General features: G+C 64.3%; 13 protein-coding genes, 1 tRNA gene and 1 other RNA gene. 7 read left to right on the forward strand and 8 right to left on the reverse strand.

Features of this window, described 5'->3' with window-relative positions; all coding sequences use genetic code 11:
• Nucleotides 1–24: 24 nt before the first annotated feature.
• From CK620_RS07435 to gyrA, 3 genes are all read right to left on the reverse strand, one after another.
• The gene (locus tag CK620_RS07435) at nucleotides 25–831 is read right to left on the reverse strand and encodes an alpha/beta fold hydrolase (RefSeq protein WP_095549764.1); all 807 of its coding nucleotides are present in this window, start codon (nucleotides 829–831) and stop codon (nucleotides 25–27) included.
• Nucleotides 821–1,468, reverse strand: coding sequence for an FMN-binding negative transcriptional regulator (locus CK620_RS07440; RefSeq protein WP_095549765.1), 648 nt, complete (start codon nucleotides 1,466–1,468; stop codon nucleotides 821–823). Before CK620_RS07440 ends, CK620_RS07435 begins: the two co-directional genes overlap by 11 nt.
• 104 nt (nucleotides 1,469–1,572) lie before the next feature.
• Nucleotides 1,573–4,320, reverse strand: a complete 2,748-nt coding sequence (gene gyrA / locus CK620_RS07445) for a DNA gyrase subunit A (protein WP_095549766.1) — start codon at nucleotides 4,318–4,320, stop codon at nucleotides 1,573–1,575.
• A 239-nt stretch (nucleotides 4,321–4,559) separates the two neighbouring features.
• Between gyrA and ompA the strand changes: the two genes are divergently transcribed.
• From ompA to CK620_RS07470, 5 genes are all read left to right on the forward strand, one after another.
• Nucleotides 4,560–5,249: an outer membrane protein OmpA gene (gene ompA / locus CK620_RS07450; protein ID WP_095549767.1), complete on the forward strand. Its 690-nt coding sequence runs from the start codon at nucleotides 4,560–4,562 to the stop codon at nucleotides 5,247–5,249.
• Nucleotides 5,250–5,364: 115 nt separating this feature from the next.
• A complete protein-coding gene (gene ubiG / locus CK620_RS07455) occupies nucleotides 5,365–6,090 on the forward strand; it encodes a bifunctional 2-polyprenyl-6-hydroxyphenol methylase/3-demethylubiquinol 3-O-methyltransferase UbiG (protein ID WP_095549768.1) in 726 nt (241 codons plus the stop codon).
• A 97-nt stretch (nucleotides 6,091–6,187) separates the two neighbouring features.
• Entirely contained in the window at nucleotides 6,188–6,865 is a 678-nt protein-coding gene (gene gph, locus CK620_RS07460; protein WP_095549769.1) for a phosphoglycolate phosphatase, read from the forward strand.
• 15 nt (nucleotides 6,866–6,880) lie between these two features.
• Nucleotides 6,881–7,253, forward strand: a transfer-messenger RNA (tmRNA) gene (gene ssrA, locus CK620_RS07465).
• Between the two features lie 933 nt (nucleotides 7,254–8,186).
• The gene (locus CK620_RS07470) at nucleotides 8,187–8,804 is read left to right on the forward strand and encodes a hypothetical protein (RefSeq protein ID WP_095549770.1); all 618 of its coding nucleotides are present in this window, start codon (nucleotides 8,187–8,189) and stop codon (nucleotides 8,802–8,804) included.
• Nucleotides 8,805–9,268: 464 nt separating this feature from the next.
• Here the strand turns inward: CK620_RS07470 and CK620_RS07475 are convergent.
• From CK620_RS07475 to cysS, 5 genes are all read right to left on the reverse strand, one after another.
• Nucleotides 9,269–9,361, reverse strand: a tRNA-Ser gene (locus tag CK620_RS07475).
• A gap of 60 nt (nucleotides 9,362–9,421) precedes the next feature.
• On the reverse strand, nucleotides 9,422–10,723 hold the full coding sequence (locus tag CK620_RS07480) for an aspartate kinase (protein ID WP_095549771.1): 1,302 nt from the start codon (nucleotides 10,721–10,723) through the stop codon (nucleotides 9,422–9,424).
• Nucleotides 10,724–10,804: 81 nt separating this feature from the next.
• Entirely contained in the window at nucleotides 10,805–11,812 is a 1,008-nt protein-coding gene (tilS, locus tag CK620_RS07485; RefSeq protein ID WP_179290604.1) for a tRNA lysidine(34) synthetase TilS, read from the reverse strand.
• A gap of 93 nt (nucleotides 11,813–11,905) precedes the next feature.
• Complete coding sequence (locus CK620_RS07490; protein ID WP_095549773.1) at nucleotides 11,906–12,889, reverse strand: acetyl-CoA carboxylase carboxyltransferase subunit alpha; 984 nt, start codon at nucleotides 12,887–12,889, stop codon at nucleotides 11,906–11,908.
• A gap of 119 nt (nucleotides 12,890–13,008) precedes the next feature.
• Nucleotides 13,009–14,391 carry a cysteine--tRNA ligase gene (gene cysS / locus CK620_RS07495; protein WP_095549774.1) on the reverse strand — a complete coding sequence of 461 codons (1,383 nt, stop codon included), beginning with the start codon at nucleotides 14,389–14,391 and terminating at the stop codon, nucleotides 13,009–13,011.
• Between the two features lie 178 nt (nucleotides 14,392–14,569).
• On the opposite strand from cysS, the gene CK620_RS07500 reads away from it, so the two are divergent.
• The gene (locus tag CK620_RS07500) at nucleotides 14,570–15,199 is read left to right on the forward strand and encodes a tetratricopeptide repeat protein (protein ID WP_179290600.1); all 630 of its coding nucleotides are present in this window, start codon (nucleotides 14,570–14,572) and stop codon (nucleotides 15,197–15,199) included.
• A 208-nt stretch (nucleotides 15,200–15,407) separates the two neighbouring features.
• Nucleotides 15,408–15,956, forward strand: coding sequence for a peptidylprolyl isomerase (locus CK620_RS07505; protein WP_275249198.1), 549 nt, complete (start codon nucleotides 15,408–15,410; stop codon nucleotides 15,954–15,956).
• The last annotated feature ends 12 nt before the right edge of the window (nucleotides 15,957–15,968 follow it).

Raw genomic sequence — 15,968 nt, forward strand, 5'->3', positions numbered from 1 at the left:
AACAAACGTGGCAGCCTGCGGCGCTCAGCGCTGGCGCGGGCGGCCTTCAGGGTGGGTGAGAAATGCATTGGCGGCGGCCAGAAAGGCCGCCTTGGCTTCGACGTGAGCGCCGTGGCCGGCAAAGGGCAAGCACAGCAGCCCGGCGCCCGCAATGCGCTCGCGCAGCGCCAGGGCCTCGTCCAGCGGCATGTAGGGATCGCGGTCGCCGCAGGCGATCAGCACCGGCGCACTGATCTGCCGCACCTGCTCGCCGGGATAGCCGGTGGCCGGGTCGGTGTCCAGCCACAGCGCGCGGATGTCGTCGATCAGCGCCCCCAGATCGGGTTGGGGGTTGCCGGCCTCGTAGCGCGCCACCACGGCCGGGAAGCGCGCCTGCCAATCGGCCTGGTTCAGACCATGCAGCAGCGGCAGCGAGGGGTCATCGGGCAGCAGCCGCCATTGCGAGCCCACCGTGACCAGGGCGCGCACGCGCTGCGGCGCATGCACGGCCAGCCGGTAGCCGACGATGCCGCCATCGCTGAAGCCCAGCACGCGGGCACTGGCAATCTGCAATTGATCAAGCACGGCCAGCACATCGGCCTGGTATTGCACGTAGCGCAACGGCGCCGCGCCCCGGCTGGATCGGCCCTGGCCGCGCAGCTCCAGCGCGATCAGGCGCAGCTGCTGCGGCAGCTCAGGCACGATGCGGCGGAAGTCGTAGGCATCGCCCAGGCCGCCGTGCAGCAGCAACAGCGGCTCGCCGTTCGGGTCGCCAGCCTCGGCCACGAACAGACGGGCATCGCCCACGTCCACATAGCGACTGCGGCGGGCGTCATAAACCTCATGGGACATTGGGAGCGCTCCTTTGCATCAGTTGGGCCATCTCGTGAGCCATGGCCGTGCCATTGGCCTGCAGCCCGGCGATGACGCCTTGCCGGTTGGCTTCGGGCTGGTTCTGGCTGGCCTTGCATTTGCCTTGCAGGCGGGTGATGACCATTTCGATGCCGACCACGGCGCGCAGCATGGCGTCGATGTAGTCCGCCGGCGCATCGCCCACTTGCCAGGGCTGGGCCAAAGCGGCTTCTTGCTGCTGCGTCAGCGCCTGCACTTGCTGCATCAGCCAATCGGCATCGCGCACCACGCGCAGCGCGCCCCAGGCGTGCACGGCCAGGTAGTTCCAGGTGGGCACGACTTTGCCGGTCTCGGCCTTGGTGGCGTACCACGCGGGGCTGACGTAAGCCTGCGGGCCTTGAAAAATCACCAGCGCCTGGGCCCCTTCAGGGTGCTCGCGCCACAGCGGGTTGGCCTTGGCGATGTGGCCGCGCAGCACGCCCAGCTCGCCCTCGTCGGCGCTCAGGTGCAAGGGGATGTGGTTGGCCTCCAGCGCGCCGCCTTGGGCCAGAGTGACCAAGGTGGCCAGCGGCTGCGCCTGCATCAAGGCGTGCAGCGCGGCGGTGTCGTTGTGCTGGAAGTGGCGCGGCTGGTACATGGCCTGAACGGGATGCGTGGGGGGATGGGCGGCCTATGCGGCCTATGCGGCAGGGCGGGCGGCCAAGGCCAGCGACCCCGGCCTTGGCATCGCCCCCAAGCGCATCAGGCGCTGCCGCCTTCTTCGGGGGGGCTGGCCTCGTCGTCGCCAGCGGCATTGGGGGCAGCATCGCCAGCATGGCCCTCTACCGGCGGCGGGGATGCGGCGCCCTGGCCCTCGCTTTCGCCCGCCTCGCCGCGCTCGTCACGCTCGCTATTGGCATCGTTTTCGACGATGCGTTGCAGGCCGTTGAGCTTGGCGCCTTCGTCCAGCGCGATCAGCGTCACGCCCTGGGTGGCGCGGCCCAGCTCGCGGATTTCCGCCACCCGGGTGCGCACCAGCACGCCGGTGTCGGTGATGAGCATGATTTCGTCCTCGGGGCCAACCAGCGTGGCGGCAACGACCTTGCCGTTGCGCTCGGATTGCTGGATGGCGATCATGCCCTTGGTGCCACGGCCGTGGCGGGTGTATTCGGCAATGGCGGTGCGTTTGCCATAGCCGTTTTCGGTGGCGGTGAGCACGCTTTGCGCGCTGGGGTCGCCCTCGGCCTGGGCCACCAGCATGGCGATCACGCGCTGGCCTTCTTCCAGGTTCATGCCGCGCACGCCACGGGCGTTGCGGCCCAGCGGGCGCACGTCGTTCTCGTCAAAGCGCACGGCCTTGCCGCCGTCGGAGAACAGCATCACATCGTGCGCGCCATCGGTCAGCGCCGCACCGATGAGGAAGTCGCCCTCGTCGAGCGAGACGGCGATGATGCCTTTCTTGCGCGGGTTGCTGAACTCAGCCAGCGCGGTTTTCTTCACCGTGCCCTTGGCCGTGGCCATGAAGACGTAGAGGTGCTCGGGGAAGGTGCGCGCATCGCCGGTGAGCGGCAGCACGACGGTGATTTTTTCGCCGTCTTCGAGCGGGAACATGTTGACGATGGGCCGCCCGCGCGAGCCGCGCGAGCCTTCGGGCACCTCCCAGACTTTGAGCCAGTACAGCCGCCCACGGTCGGAAAAGCACAGGATGTAGTCGTGCGTGTTGGCGATGAAGAGCTGGTCGATCCAGTCGTCCTCTTTGGTGCTGGCCGCCAGCTTGCCGCGCCCGCCACGGCGCTGCGCGCGGTATTCGGACAGCGGCTGGCTCTTGATGTAGCCGGTGTGGCTGAGCGTGACCACCATGTCGGTGGGGGTGATGAGGTCTTCGGTGGATAGATCCTGCGCGCTGTATTCGATCTGGCTGCGGCGCGCGCCCAGCTTGGTCTCGCCATACTCGGTTTTGATAGCGGCCAGCTCCTCGCCAATGATGGCGGCCACGCGCGCGGGCTTGGCAAGGATGTCCAGCAGGTCTTCGATCTGCGCCATGACCTCTTTGTACTCGGCCACGATCTTGTCCTGCTCCAACCCGGTCAGCCGCGCCAGGCGCATGGCCAGGATTTGCTCGGCCTGCACTTCGGAGAGGCGGTACAGCCCATCGCGCCCCAGGCCGTACTGGCGGCCCAGCGATTCGGGGCGGTAGTCGTCGGCGTTGACCACGCTGCCGTCCTCGCGCGCGCGGGTGAGCATTTGCTTGACGATCAGACTGTCCCAACTGCGCGCCATCAGCTCGGCCTTGGCCACCGGCGGCGTGGGCGATTCGCGGATGATGCGAATGAACTCATCGATGTTGGCCAGCGCCACGGCCAGGCCTTCGAGCACGTGGCCGCGCTCGCGCGCCTTGCGCAATTCAAAAATCGTGCGTCGCGTGACGACTTCTCGGCGGTGCTCCAGAAAGACTTGCAGCAAATCCTTGAGGTTGCACAGGCGTGGCTGGCCGTCGATCAGCGCGACCATGTTCACGCCGAAGGTATCCTGCAACTGGGTTTGCTTGTAGAGGTTGTTGAGCACCACCTCGGCGACCTCGCCGCGCTTGAGCTCAATCACCAGACGCATGCCGGATTTGTCCGACTCGTCCTGAATGTGGCTGATGCCTTCGAGCTTTTTCTCGTGCACCAGCTCAGCCATGCGCTCCTGCAAGGTCTTTTTGTTCACCTGGTAGGGCAGCTCATCGACGATGATGGCCTGGCGCTGGCCGCGGTCGATGTCCTCGAAATGCACCTTGGCGCGCATGACCACCCGCCCGCGCCCGGTGCGGTAGCCATCGCGCACGCCATTCATGCCGTAAATAATGCCGCCGGTGGGGAAGTCCGGCGCGGGCATGAATTCCATCAGCTCGTCGATGTCCGCCTCCGGCTTGTGCAGCAGGTGCAGGCAGGCGTTGATGGTTTCCGACAGGTTGTGCGGCGGGATGTTGGTGGCCATACCCACGGCAATGCCGCCCGAGCCGTTGACCAGCAGATTGGGAAAGCGCGCCGGCAGCACCAGCGGCTCCTGCTCCGAACCGTCGTAGTTCGGGCCGAAATCCACGGTTTCCTTGTCGATGTCGGCCAGCAGCTCGTGGGCGATCTTGGTCAGGCGCACCTCGGTATAACGCATGGCCGCAGCGTTGTCGCCATCGACCGAGCCGAAGTTGCCCTGCCCGTCCACCAGCATGTGGCGCAGCGAAAACGGCTGGGCCATGCGCACGATGGTGTCGTACACCGCGCTGTCGCCGTGCGGGTGGTACTTACCGATCACATCGCCCACGATACGGGCCGACTTCTTGTAGGGCTTGTTCCAGTCGTTGCCCAGCTCGCGCATGGCATACAGAGCCCGGCGATGCACTGGCTTGAGGCCATCGCGCGCATCGGGCAGCGCCCGCCCCACGATCACGCTCATGGCGTAATCCAGGTAGCTGCGGCGCATCTCCTCTTCCAAACTGATGGGCAGGGTTTCTTTGGCAAATTCGGTCATGACACCCCAGCAAGTACACAAGATATAAAAAACAGCTGTTTATTGTAGCCCTGCACCCAATGTTGCAAGCTAGCAACACAGCAGCTGAGTTTCCGCCCTTGTGCCGCGCCAACAGGACATTAACAGTGGCAAGCGCGCAATGCGCTATGGCACAATCGGCTCCAGCGTTCTTGGTGCAAGCACCGAAAACGTTCTTTTTTCGCAGCGAGGCTGCGGCCCTTTCCCCCAAGAGGAGAACCATGAAGAAACTCAACAAAGTGGCGGTTTTGTTTGCCTCTGCTGCACTCGCAACAGCCGCCGCACACGCACAGACCACTCTGGCCAACGGCTCCCAAGTTCGCGTGCAAGCTGCTGATGGCGGCAACGTGATCGACAACTGGCAAAACGGCAGCGGCGAGCTGATCTGGGTCAACGGCACCAACGAATTGTGCTGGCGCAATGCCTTCTGGACGCCGGCCACCGCTGCCCTGGGCTGCGATGGCGCTCTGGTTGCCAAGGCTCCGGAACCTGCTCCGCAAACGCCCCCTGCTCCCCCGCCAGCTCCTGAGCCCCAGTGGATCAAGGAAACCTTTGCTGCTGATGCGTTCTTCGACTTCGACAAGTCCACGCTCAAGCCCGAAGGCCGCGCCAAGCTCGACGAGCTGGCCCGCCGCGTGCAATCCGAAAACTTCCGTCTGGAAGTCATCGTTGCAACTGGCCACACCGACTCCATCGGCTCCGACAAGTACAATCAAGGCCTGTCCGAGCGCCGTGCTGCCACTGTCAAGGCCTACCTGGTCAACAAGGGCATCGACGCCAACCGCATCTACGCTGAAGGCAAGGGCGAGAAGCAGCCTGTGGCCACCAACAAGACCCGCGAAGGCCGCGCACAAAACCGCCGCGTGGAAATCGAAGTGGTCGGCACCGCACTGGAACAGCGCGTGCGCTAATCCTGGCTTTCCCGCCATTCAAAAGCCCCTGCATGCCCAGCCTGCAGGGGCTTTTTTACGCCCGCCACCTCTCGCATCACATTTCGCAGCCCTGGCTTACGGGCATAATCGCCGCATGGATTCCACACCACTCCCAGACAATGCCGATGCTGGCGAACTGAAAAAATTCTCCGACCTGGCCCACAAATGGTGGGATCCCAATGGCGAATTCCGCCCGCTGCACGCCATCAATCCGCTGCGTCTGGACTGGATTGTGCAAACCGCTGGCAGCCTGCAAGACCGGGCCATCGTAGACGTTGGCTGTGGCGGCGGCATCCTGGCCGATGCCATGGCGCGCGCTGGCGCCGCGCGGGTGCTGGGCATCGACCTGGCCGACAAATCACTCAGTGTGGCGCGCCTGCACGCATTGGAGGCGCAGACCCCAAACATCGAATACCGCTCCATCAGCGCTGAAGCCCTCGCGGCCGAGCAGCCCGCACAGTTCGACGTGGTCACCTGCATGGAAATGCTCGAACATGTGCCCGACCCTGCCGCCATCGTGCAAGCCTGCGCCGACATGGCTAAGCCCGGCGGCTGGTTGTTCTTCTCCACCATCAACCGCAACGCCAAATCCTGGCTGTTTGCCATCCTCGGCGCCGAATACATCCTGCGCCTGCTGCCACGCGGCACCCACTCGCACGCCAAATTCATCACCCCCGCCGAGCTAACCAGCTGGCTGCGCCGCAGCGATTTGGACCTGCAGGCCAGCAAGGGGCTGCAATACAACCCCTTCACCGACCGTTACTGGCTCAGCGACAACACCGACGTCAACTACATGCTGGCAGCACGCAAGCCAATTTGATGGCGCATTGCCAAAACCCCACATCGCATGGCCCTGACTCAAGCCATGTTTAGCGACTCATGGCTCGTTCACGCCTGCACGCATTTGCACCACCATCATGTCAGCACCGCGCCAGCACGACATTCGCGCCGTCTTGTTCGATCTCGACGGCACCCTGATCGACAGCGCCGTTGAGCTGGCTCAAGCCCTCAACCACATGCGTGCCCAACGCGGGCTGCCTACCCTGCCCGTGGAGCGCTATCGCCCCCACGTGGGCAGCGGTGCGCGCGGGCTACTGCCCATCGGCCTGGACATAGGCCCTGCGCACACCGCATTCGAAGCGCTGCGCGAAGAATTTTTCGACACCTATGCCCAGTGCCTGGGCGCGGGCACCCAGGCCTTCGAAGGCGTCGCGCCCATGCTGCAGCGGCTGCAGGCACGCGGCATCCGCTGGGGCATCGTCACCAACAAAATCGAGCGCTTTGCGCGCCCCATCGTCGCCCAGACCCCGGCGCTGGCGCATTGCGCCGCGCTCGTGGCCGGCGACACCACCGCACACACCAAGCCCCACCCCGAGCCCCTGCTGGAAGCAGCCCGGCGGCTGGACATCGCACCGGCACACTGCATCTACGTCGGCGACGACCCGCGCGACATGCAAGCCGGCCGCAGCGCCGGCATGGGCACCATCGCCGCGCTGTACGGCTACATCGCCCCAGGCGAAAACCCCGCGCAATGGGCCGCCGACCACAGCATCCAAGCACCGATGGAACTTCTGCAAAAACTGGGAATCGACTAGAATCGCTTCTTCTTCGGGGCTGTCCTGGTTTCGACGTGGGTACGGATCTGGAGTGGCGCATGCCGAGCTTGAGTCACGCTCGTAAATCTCGATTCACTAAACTAACTGCAAACGACGATCGTTTCGCACTCGCCGCCTAAATCCGGCGAGACTTGCAACAGCTCGCTGATGGGCTGGGCCAAAGCCGCAAGGTAATGGCTGCAAGTGAATTCACATCAGCTGGCCACATGCCGGGCATCTTGGCATGTGGCGAGACCCAAGGATGCTGGCCTGATCGATAGCGTGTGGCTGCGCGATCGACCCGGCGAGATCAAAACAGACCACTAAGCATGTAGAACTGCCCGGCAAAGGCTTGCGGACGCGGGTTCAACTCCCGCCAGCTCCACCAATACCTTGTACAAAGGCCGCTAGGAAAGACCACCTAGCGGCCTTTTTCATTGGGAAATCAAGGCATTACACAGCAGGAAAGTACAAGAAAGAACATGAGCAGCCAGAGAACGCGAGAGGGGACAGCGCGCAGTGGAACAAGCCGCAGAAGCCCCCAACAGAGCTGCTTTATCGGATTGCCCATGTTGACGAGGCCCAATGCAAGAACGGCGCCGGCCCACGCGCCCTTGATCAGATCGCCCAGCCAGTGCACAGCCATGAGTCGGCATGGCAACGGGCGAAGGGGTACGGGCGCAGATGGATGCTGACCATCCCGGAAATTTGCCTGCGTTTGCCGTTTGTCTTTAGCTGCCCATGTGGCCTGAGCGTGCTCTTGCCCTGGCCCAGCCAGGCAATGAATTGCTTGCGCAAACTCACCTCTGGGGTTGGCGTAGACGATGGTGTCAGTGCTCTCGCAGCAAGATGTGTCAAGCGCGATCATCGGGGTACACGCGTTTGAGTGTGCGTGAGATTTGCTCGCGGCGATTTGTGGCACCACTCACGGCTGATGTCGCAGGGACTGCACACCCCATCAAGGTAGCCGTGGCCCTGTGGCTCAAGCCCTGCTGGTACAGCGACGCCAGAGTGATGCGCTACTCTGGCTGCAGTTGCTTGTGTCGTGCTGCCTTCTGTGCAGCTTGCCCGTTTTAGCATGTTGCACTTCGGGTTTGAGATCGCCCGCATATTGATTGATGAACAGGCCGCCTTCAGCGCAGCGCAAAGTGCTGCTCCCATCAGGCCGAAATGACAGCAGCGTCAGCATCGGAAATGACGTCCGTATCGGAAACACCAGAAACAAGCCGCACACCCGTGATGCCAGTAATGCCAGTGACAAAATCCTGAATGTTGCAGCCATTGACCTGCCCAGCCGGTCACATTCAACAAGGAGCGTGTCATGACTCAAGAAATCAACGATTTTTCCCGCCGTATTCTGGACAAGATCCTGGCAAGCGCCCAACAGCACGATGTCGCCATCATCGGCATCCTGGACGACCAAACCGACGAACCGCAGCGGCAAGCCCGCCTGCTGCGGGCGTTCTTGGAGCGCCGCCGCTACGGCGTGCAGGTGCTCACCCTTCACTGGCCATCACCGCAGACCCATTTTGTAGTGAGCAATATCGGCAAGCGGGATGACTTTCGCCTGACTTTGGCGCGGCTTGGCCGCCACTTTGGCTCCCGTTGGGTGCTCATCATTCCCGAGGGGGGCGAAGGCATCCACACCTTGCAGACCGATGAAAGGCGTTACGGCTGGGTCAAGCCCATCGAAAACGGCAGGATCATCCAATACTTTTGCCGCATCAACCAAAGCAGCCGTCCGCCGGACGTTGCCAGCTTGGCCGAAGTCATGCCGATCATGGACGGCATCGGCACCATCATGGGCAAATTCGGGCTTGACGTCTCCGTGAAAAAGCTGGAGAAGACCCTGGCCGACATCGAAGCGCCGCCGGAAAAGCCAGCGCAATCGCCAAGCCTCCATCTGCAGGATGAGCAGGCCTCGTTGCATGAGGCTTGATTGCATCATTGCCTGTGATCTGCATGGCGCCCATATGTCGCTCCCAACGATCTGTATGTAATCAGTCAGCGCCATGAAGCTGATGGCCACTCCATCGGGCAGATCGACTTCGCGCTGCGCCGCCGCTTTCTGTGGCTACTGTGCCTGTTTGATGCCAAGGCGCTGATCGGTGCCGCCAAAATCCAGGTGGCGTTATCTGAAGTCGGGGTTTGTGAAAGGTTGCCCAAACTGCACTTGCGCAAGTTGGCGGCGACTGCAGCAGCTTTGAACAAGCAAATCATCACGACCCGCTGCTTGGCACGCAGTACGAGATTGGGCAAACACCGGGCTGCTCGACGACTTGATCGTATTCCTGCGCAATTTCCCCTCATCGCGAGCTACACAACTGGGCACAAATTTCGAATCCTGCAGCGCCAGAGATGTGCACAAAAAAAGCCAAGTGAGCAATCACTTGGCTTTGTATTTGGCGGAGACGGAGGGATTCGAACCCTCGATGCAGCTCATCACCGCATACTCCCTTAGCAGGGGAGCACCTTCGGCCTCTCGGTCACGTCTCCGCAAAGCATGCGATTATGCCTGATTTTTTCGCCCGCTTTGGCAAGTTGCCAGCTTTTCTCTTACTTTTCGTCGTTGCGCTTGGGCACTTCGATGCTGACCTCGCCGTCCAGGCCGAAGGCGGTGTGCAGGCTGCGCACGGCCAGCTCGACGTATTTCTCGTCGATGACCACCGAGGTCTTGATTTCCGATGTCGAGATCATCTGGATGTTGATGCCTTCCTGGCTGAGGGCGCGGAACATGGTGCTGGCCACGCCGGCGTGGCTTTTCATGCCGATGCCGACGATGCTGACCTTGCTGATTTGCTTGTTGCCGTCGAGGCTGGCGCCCTGATCCAGGTTGGGCAGCACTTTCTCGTTAAGCACCTTGACTGCGCGGTCGTAATCGGCGCGGCTGACGGTGAAGCTGAAGTCGGTCTTGCCGTCCTTGCTGAGGTTCTGGATGATGACATCGACCTCAATGCCGGCCTCAGCCACGGCCCCGAGGATGGCATAGGCAATGCCGGGCGTGTCGGGAACGCCCAGCACCGAGATTTTGGCTTCGTCGCGGGTGAAGGCAATGCCTGAAACGACTGCTTTTTCCATTTTTTCGTCCTCTTCGAAAGTGATCAGTGTGCCCGAGGCGGCTTCCTCTGCCAGGTCGATGTCCCAGGGGGTGAAGCTCGAGAGCACGCGCAGCGGCACGCGGTATTTGCCGGCGAATTCCACGGAGCGGATTTGCAGCACCTTGGAGCCCAGGCTGGCCAGTTCGAGCATTTCCTCGAAGCTGATGGTCTTCAGGCGCTGGGCGTTGGGCACGACGCGCGGGTCGGTGGTGTAGACGCCATCGACATCGGTGTAGATCAGGCATTCATCGGCCTTGATGGCGGCAGCGATGGCCACGGCGGAGGTATCCGAGCCGCCCCGCCCCAAGGTGGTGATGTGGCCTTGCTCGTCGATGCCCTGAAAGCCGGTGACGATGACCACGCGGCCCGCGTCAAGTTCTTTGCGGATGCGCGTGCTTTCGATGGACTCGATGCGCGCCTTCATATAAGCGCTGTTGGTGCGCACTGGCACCTGCCAGCCAGTGAAGCTGATGGCTGGCTGGCCTTCGGCCTGCAGCGCGATGGCCAGCAGCGCGGAGGAGGCCTGCTCGCCCGTGGCAGCCAGCGCATCGAGCTCACGGCAAGTCTGCGCGCTGCGCTCGGCCGGTTCGAGCTCGGCGGCCAGGGCCAGCAGGCGGTTGGTCTCGCCGCTCATGGCGCTGGGGACAACGACCACCTGGTGGCCGGCCCTCACCCATTTGACGATGCGCTTGGCCACGTTGCGGATGCGCTCGGTGGTCCCCATCGAGGTGCCGCCGTATTTATGAACAATCAGTGCCATCTTCGTACATGAATGAAATGCGGTGCCGCGCGCTGCTGCACCAAGGCGCGCCACCCTGCAGCGGGCGCCGCGCAAAGCTGACTATTCTATCCACAGCAGGTGCTCGCCCTGGCGCTGCACGCGGCCGCGCCCCAGCCGCAGGTTGATGGCATGGCCGCGCGTGGTGCAGGCCATGATCTGGCGCTGCAGCTCTTGCAACTGCGCAGCGCTGGGCACGGTGGCGTGGCTGTGCCACAGCCAGTGGCGCAGCGCATTGGCCTGGCGCCCGGGGCTCAGTTGCTGCAGGGCGCCGATGGCTGGCGGCGCGCCCATGTGCCGCAGGTCTTGCTCGGCCAATTCATGCAGGATTTGCTGGGCCTGCGCCGCGTGGGCGCTGCTGCGCGCAAAGGTCTGGCGAAAGCCCGGGAAGGCCAGCTCCAGCACGGGCAGCAGTTGCTGACGGATGCGGTTGCGGGTGTAGCGCACATCGGTGTTGCTGGGATCCTCGACCCAGCCCTGCCCCTGAGCCTGCAGCCATTGGCGCAGTTGCGCGCCAGGCACGGCCAGCAGCGGCCGGTGCCAGTGCAGGCCCTGGCGCTGCCAGCTGGCGGGCATGGCCGCCAGGCCGGGCAGGCCGGCGCCACGGCTCAGGGCCAGCAGCAGGGTTTCGGCCTGATCGTCGGCGTGGTGCGCCAGTGCGATGTCCGGCTGTTGTGCCCAGCCCTGCTGCAGGCGCAGCGCCGCCACACCACGCGCCAATGCGGCATAGCGCGCCTGGCGCGCAGCGTCTTCGGGGCTTTGGCCGCTGCCAGGGCGTGCGTCGCAATGCTCGATCTGCAGGGCGATGCCGTGCTGCGCGCAGAAGTCGCGGCAGAAGCTGGCAAAGTCGTCAGCGGCCTGTTGCAGGCCGTGGTGCACGTGGATGGCCGCCACTTGCTGGGGCCAGCGCCGCCAGCAGGCCAGCAGCAATGCGGTGGAGTCCGCGCCGCCGCTGAAGGCCACAGCCAGCGGCAGCCTGGGGGCAAAGCGCGCCAGAGCCTGCTCGAATGCCGCCTGTGTGGCTTGTGTAGTCACAAACGCTGCTGCGCCGCCGCCATCGGCCCGCTGCATGGGCATGGCATCAAGCGCCGGGCCTGCCCCGCCCGGCAATGGCTTGGCAATGCGCCCCATCCAACTCCTCACCGAAGCCCCCGTGCCGGGGCGTTAGCGCCGGGTTGGGGCAGCTGTTTCGTTGAACTTGCCGTAGTGCATGATGCGCTGGTAGCGGCGCTCCAGCAGATCCTTGAGCGGCAGCTCACGCAGCGTGCCCAAAGCTGCCAACAGCTCGCGCTTGAGCTGGTAGGCCATGTGCTTGTGATCGCGGTGTGCGCCGCCGGCCGGCTCATCGACCACGGTGTCGATCAACCCCAGGCCCTGCAGGCGCTGCGCGGTGATGCCCAGCGCCTGTGCGGCTTCTTCGGCTTTCTCACCGGTCTTCCACAGGATGGAGGCGCAACCCTCGGGGCTGATGACCGAGTAAACCGAGTACTGCAGCATGATGACGCGATCGGCCACGCTGATGGCCAGCGCGCCGCCAGAGCCGCCCTCGCCAATGATGGTGCTGATGATGGGGGTTTGCAGCTGGGCCATCTCGAAGATGTTGCGGCCGATGGCCTCGGACTGGTTGCGCTCCTCGGCATCGATGCCAGGGTAGGCGCCAGGGGTGTCAACGAAGGTGAAGACGGGAAGACGGAATTTCTCCGCCAGCTGCATCAACCGCAGCGCCTTGCGGTAGCCCTCGGGCTTGGTCATGCCGAAGTTGCGGCGCGCGCGCTCCTTGGTGTCGCGGCCCTTCTGGTGGCCCAGCACCACGCAGGGCTGCTCATCCAGGCGCGCCAGACCGCTGACGATGGAGGCGTCCTCTGCAAAGTGGCGGTCGCCGTGCAGCTCGGTGAAGTCGGTGAAGATCTCGCGCACGTAGTCCAGCGTGTAGGGCCGGTCGGGGTGGCGCGCGACCTTGGTGGTCTGCCAGGGCGAGAGGTTCTTGAAGATGTCGCGCGTGAGCTGCTGGCTCTTGCGGGTCAGCTGCTCGATTTCGCTGCTGAGGTTGACCGATTCATTGCCTTCGTGCAGTAGGCGCAACTCGTCGATGCGCTGCTCCAGATCGGCAATGGGTTGTTCGAAGTCGAGGTAGTTCTTCTTGGCCATGGTCGAGAAAAGGCGAGTGCGGGCAATGCCAGCCGTAGGGCAACAGCCCGGCCAGGCAAGGCCGGTGCGCAGCGCTGTGGCGCGCACCGGCAAAGGCGTTCAATTGTAGGGCGCACGCATCACGGCGCGGCTTTTTCCCAGGTCGTGCCCTGGGCCGAGTCCTTGAGCACGATGCCCTGTGCCAGCAGCTGATCGCGCAGCGCGTCGGCGCGGGCAAAATCGCGCGCAGCCTTGGCTGCGGCGCGCTCGGCGATCAAGGCCTCGATGGCTGCCGCATCCACGTCATCGACGCCACCTTGCAGGAACTGCTGCGGCGGTCGCTGCAAAATGCCCAGCACGCCGCCCAGGGCCTGCAACAGACCGGCCAGCTGCGCATCCTGGCTGCGATTGACTTCACCGGCCAGCTCGAACAACACGGCCACCGCCTCGGGCGTGCCAAAGTCCTCGTCCATCGCCGCCTTGAAGCGTGCAGCCAGCGGCTGCGCCCAGTCGATTTCCACAGCAGCCGGCGGCACGGCATCCAACGCTGTGTACAGGCGCTTGAGGGCGGCGCGCGCGTCCTTCAGGTGTGCGTCGCTGTAGTTCAGCGGGCTGCGGTAGTGGCTGCGCAGGATGAAAAAGCGGATGGTTTCGGCGTCGAAGGCCTTGAGCACGTCGCGGATGGTGAAGAAGTTGCCCAGGCTTTTGGACATTTTCTCGTTGTCCACATTGATGAAGCCGTTGTGCATCCAGACGTTGGCCAGCGGCTTGCCGTGTGCGCCTTCGCTTTGCGCGATCTCGTTCTCGTGGTGGGGGAAGGCCAGGTCAGCCCCGCCGCCGTGAATGTCGAAATGCTCGCCCAGCAGCGCGCAGCCCATGGCCGAGCATTCGATGTGCCAGCCAGGGCGACCCGGGCCGAAGGGGCTGTCCCACTTGGCCTGCTCGGGCTCCTCGGGCTTGGCGCTTTTCCAGAGCACGAAGTCCAGCGGATCTTGCTTGCCATCGAGCACGGCCACGCGCTCGCCCGCGCGCAGCTCCTCAATGGACTTGCCCGAGAGCTTGCCGTAGCCGGGGAATTTGCGCACCGAGTAGTTCACATCGCCACTGCCGCTGCGGTAGGCCAGGCCCTTGGCCTCCAGCGTCCCGATGATGGACAGCATTTGCGGCACGTAGTCGGTGGCGCGCGGCTCGTGCGTGGGGCGCTCGATGCCCAGGGCATCGGCGTCCTCATTGAGCGCGGCGATCATGCGGTCGGTCAGGCTGCGGATGGTTTCGCCGTTTTCGGCGGCGCGGCGGATGATTTTGTCGTCGATGTCGGTGATGTTGCGCACATAGGTGACGCGATAACCACTGGCCTTGAGCCAGCGCTGCACCACGTCAAACGCCACCATGGAGCGCGCATGGCCCAGGTGGCTGTAGTCGTACACCGTCATGCCGCAAACGTACATGCGCACATGGCCGGGCTCCAGCGGCGTGAAGTCGCCCACGGCGCGCGTGAGCGTGTTGTAAATGCGAAGACCCATGGCAGAAACCATCCTGTCGAACCAAGGCATCCGGCCCGCCGCGACCGGCCTGGCAGGCACTGCCCTCGTCAATGGCAAAAGGCGCGATTATCCGGGGTTTTGCCGCAGGCCCCATGGGCTGGGGCAGCGCTGCGGCATCGGCGTGCCAGCATGGCTGGTGTCTCTATACTACGCGCCCATGTTTTCATTTCGGACGATTGCCTCGCCCCTCCAGCCCGCCGCGCGTCTGCGCCGGCTCCGTGTGCTGCCCACCATGCCCTGGCTGCAGGCCAGTGCCGCCTTGCTGGCCGCTGCGCTGCTGGCAGGCCAGGCACTGGCCCAGACGGTCGAGCACACGGAGATCGCCCGCCTGCTGCAAGGCGGCCAAGCCGCACAGGCGCTGAGCTTGGCCCAGCGCGCCATCGAAGCTGCGCCGCGCGACCCTCAATTGCAATTCCTCAAAGCCAATGCCGAGCTGGCCCTGGGGCAGACCCAGGCCGCAGATGCCAGCCTCACGCAGCTGACCCAAACCTACCCAGAGCTGCCCGAGCCCTGGAACAACCTGGCCGTGATCCGCGCCGGGCAAGGCCGGCTCGACGAGGCCCAGCGCCTGCTGCAAGAAGCCCTGCGCAACAACCCCGACTACGCCCAGGCCCACGCCAACCTGGCCGATGTGCTGGTGCAGCAGGCTGTGCAGCACCTGCACAGCGCCCAGCAGCTGGCCCCGCAGGCCAGCACTGCACAGCGGCTGCAGGCCCTGCAACAGGCCGTGCAAGCCACCACTGGCAGCAGCGCGCCGCCGCCCGCAGCCGCCCCGGCCAAGCCATGAGGCACCCCACCGGGGAACTTTGCCGATAGGGCCTGTTCACACTATGCCCTATGGCCAGCGCCACGCGGCCCGCACTGCACTGCCGGCCCTGCCGCCCCCTCCCATCCATCTCACCACACAAGGAACCCGTTTCATGCACACCCGCCCAGCCAAACGCCTGACCCTGCGCCGCCTGCTGGCCGCTGCCAGCCTCAGCGCCTGCGCCGCCATGCTGCTGACCAGCCCGGCAGCCGCCCAAGGCAAGGACAAGCAGCCCGCCGCCAGCCAGCCGCGCGTCAAGCTCAGCACCTCGATGGGCGACATCGTTGTCGCGCTTGAGCCGCAAAAAGCCCCCAAGACGGTGGAAAACTTCCTGCAGTACGTGCAGGACAAGCACTACGACGGCACGATTTTTCACCGCGTCATCGACGGCTTCATGATCCAGGGCGGCGGCTTCAGCGCCGACATGGTGCAAAAGCCCACGCGCGCGCCCATCGTGCTGGAGGCAGACAACGGCCTGAAGAACGAGCGCGGCACCATCGCCATGGCGCGCACCATGGTGCCCAACTCGGCCACCAGCCAGTTCTTCATCAACGTCAACAACAACGTGCCACTCAACGCCACCCCCGGCAACCCCGGCTATGCCGTGTTCGGCAAGGTCGTCGAAGGCATGGACGTGGTGGACAAAATCAAGGCCGTATCCACCACCAGCAAAGGCCCGCACCAGAACGTGCCGGCCGAGACCATCACCATCCTCTCGGCCACCAAGGTCGATTGATTTTCATCCCTT

The organism is Vandammella animalimorsus, assembly GCF_002285285.1.
Classification (GTDB): domain Bacteria; phylum Pseudomonadota; class Gammaproteobacteria; order Burkholderiales; family Burkholderiaceae_C; genus Lampropedia; species Lampropedia animalimorsus.

Coding starts and splice junctions, on each gene's coding strand:
- CK620_RS07490 (WP_095549773.1), bottom strand. CDS start 12,889: ATGGCCAAGAAGAACTACCTCGACTTCGAACAACCCATTGCCGATCTG.
- CK620_RS07470 (WP_095549770.1), top strand. CDS start 8,187: ATGACTCAAGAAATCAACGATTTTTCCCGCCGTATTCTGGACAAGATC.
- tilS (WP_179290604.1), bottom strand. CDS start 11,812: ATGCAGCGGGCCGATGGCGGCGGCGCAGCAGCGTTTGTGACTACACAA.
- CK620_RS07500 (WP_179290600.1), top strand. CDS start 14,570: ATGTTTTCATTTCGGACGATTGCCTCGCCCCTCCAGCCCGCCGCGCGT.
- gyrA (WP_095549766.1), bottom strand. CDS start 4,320: ATGACCGAATTTGCCAAAGAAACCCTGCCCATCAGTTTGGAAGAGGAG.
- ubiG (WP_095549768.1), top strand. CDS start 5,365: ATGGATTCCACACCACTCCCAGACAATGCCGATGCTGGCGAACTGAAA.
- CK620_RS07435 (WP_095549764.1), bottom strand. CDS start 831: ATGTCCCATGAGGTTTATGACGCCCGCCGCAGTCGCTATGTGGACGTG.
- ompA (WP_095549767.1), top strand. CDS start 4,560: ATGAAGAAACTCAACAAAGTGGCGGTTTTGTTTGCCTCTGCTGCACTC.
- CK620_RS07480 (WP_095549771.1), bottom strand. CDS start 10,723: ATGGCACTGATTGTTCATAAATACGGCGGCACCTCGATGGGGACCACC.
- CK620_RS07440 (WP_095549765.1), bottom strand. CDS start 1,468: ATGTACCAGCCGCGCCACTTCCAGCACAACGACACCGCCGCGCTGCAC.
- CK620_RS07505 (WP_275249198.1), top strand. CDS start 15,408: ATGCTGCTGACCAGCCCGGCAGCCGCCCAAGGCAAGGACAAGCAGCCC.
- cysS (WP_095549774.1), bottom strand. CDS start 14,391: ATGGGTCTTCGCATTTACAACACGCTCACGCGCGCCGTGGGCGACTTC.
- gph (WP_095549769.1), top strand. CDS start 6,188: ATGTCAGCACCGCGCCAGCACGACATTCGCGCCGTCTTGTTCGATCTC.